The sequence below is a fragment of the Microcoleus sp. S13_C3 genome (assembly GCF_036700905.1).
Taxonomy (GTDB): domain Bacteria; phylum Cyanobacteriota; class Cyanobacteriia; order Cyanobacteriales; family Microcoleaceae; genus Microcoleus.
This window is the reverse complement of sequence record NZ_JAUBPT010000046.1, coordinates 1-1,684: the sequence shown is the minus strand read 5'-3', so window position 1 is coordinate 1,684 and position 1,684 is coordinate 1. Positions and strand designations below refer to the sequence as shown.

The window sequence follows — 1,684 nt, the reverse complement described above, 5'->3', positions numbered from 1 at the left end:
AGATGCCTGTTCCACAAGCAGATACAGGCAAGATGCCTGTTCCACAATCAGATACAGGCAAGATGCCTGTTCCACAAAATTGGAACTTAAAACCAGTCAAAGTTCCTAACTTTATAATTATTGGTTCTCAGCGGTGCGGGACGACTTCTCTGTATACTTATTTAGCTCAACACCCGCAAATTTTGACTCCGATTAAAAAGGAGATGGATTTTTTCTCGTGGCACTTTGACAGAGGGATTGATTGGTATTTGGCTCATTTTCCGCCAATGCCTTCGGGAGAGGAATTTGTAACTGGCGAAGCAAGTCCAAGCTATTTTGACTATCGGGAAGCACCGGAACGTCTCTACACCGCGTTTCCAGAGGCTAAGCTGATTGTACTGTTACGAAATCCGGTCGATCGGGCGATTTCTCAATTTTACCGCTTGACTGACTTAAATTGGGAAGCGCGATCGCTCGATCGAGTAATTAGCGATGAAATTGAACGGTTGAATCAAAATCCAGAATACATCATCGGCGAGGAACCGGGGAATTATTTAGCTCGCGGTAGGTACATAGAATTTATCAAAAACTGGCGGACTTTCTTTCCCCCAGAACAGTTGTTAATTTTGAAAAGCGAAGATTTTTATGCAGGTGCGGCCACAACTGTCAAGCAAGTTTTAGAATTCTTAGATTTGCCGGAATATCAATTGTCTCAATACCAAAATGCTAATCCTGGTTCTTACCAGCCGGTAAATGAATCGGTTCGCGACAGGTTGAGCGATTATTTCCGACCTTACAATCAGGAATTAGAGGAATATTTGGCGAGGCAGTTTGATTGGGAATAAAGTTGAGCTAAGATTAGAACAACTTGTAAGGAGGTAATACCGATGCTGACGAGCGAGCTAGATACGCTACTTAAGGAACAAGCACTCCAACGCCAAGATCCTGAAGATCGCTACATTACCGATAGCGCCAACTGGGAACAATACGAGACACTGCTGAATCGGATTGGAGATACAGCGGGATATCGAGTTACTTATTTAGATGGAGTTTTGGAAATTATGTCGCCTTCTCGCCGCCATGAAAGTCGCAAAACTGGCATTGGAAATCTGCTAGAAATTTACTTTGTAGAAGCTGAAATAGAATATTTCCCTTTTGGGTCTACAACTCTGCGACAAGAGGAAAAACGTGGCGGTACGGAACCGGATGAAGCTTACTGTATTGGCACAGATAAAGAATTTCCCGATTTGGTAATTGAAGTGATTGTTACCAGTGGCAGCATCAATAAACTAGAACTGTATAGAAGGTTGAATGTGCGAGAGGTTTGGTTCTGGCGAAATGACCGATTTTCTATCTACCATTTGCGAGAAGAAATTCCGGTTGAATTCGTGTCCAACTGCGGTTATGAATTAATCACACAAAGCGAATTGCTGCCAGGAATTGATATCGATCTATTGACAGAATGTGTAAAAAATCCTCACCCGTTAGCAGCCGCAAAGGATTGGAGACAGAATTGCCGACATACTTAGGAATGATAATTAAAGATAGCCTTTCGAGCTCTCATATGAGGTACTCATGGGCATAGGGCATAGGCCTCCGTGGGCATAGGCCTCCGTGGGCATACCTCACCACGCTTGAGAACCGCTATAACTTCCACAAGTTTGTGGGATGGGCGTCCCGCCCGTCCAAAAAGGACGGGCGGGAC

The 1,684-nt window shown here is 44.1% G+C and carries 2 protein-coding genes; both read left to right on the top strand.

What is annotated here, in order from left to right:
* Positions 1–824, top strand: an 824-nt coding sequence (locus QUA16_RS14675) for a sulfotransferase (protein ID WP_333104099.1), incomplete at its 5' end; no start/stop codon positions are given.
* Between the two features lie 42 nt (positions 825–866).
* Positions 867–1,508: a Uma2 family endonuclease gene (locus tag QUA16_RS14670; RefSeq protein ID WP_333104098.1), complete on the top strand. Its 642-nt coding sequence runs from the start codon at positions 867–869 to the stop codon at positions 1,506–1,508.
* Positions 1,509–1,684: the final 176 nt, after the last annotated feature.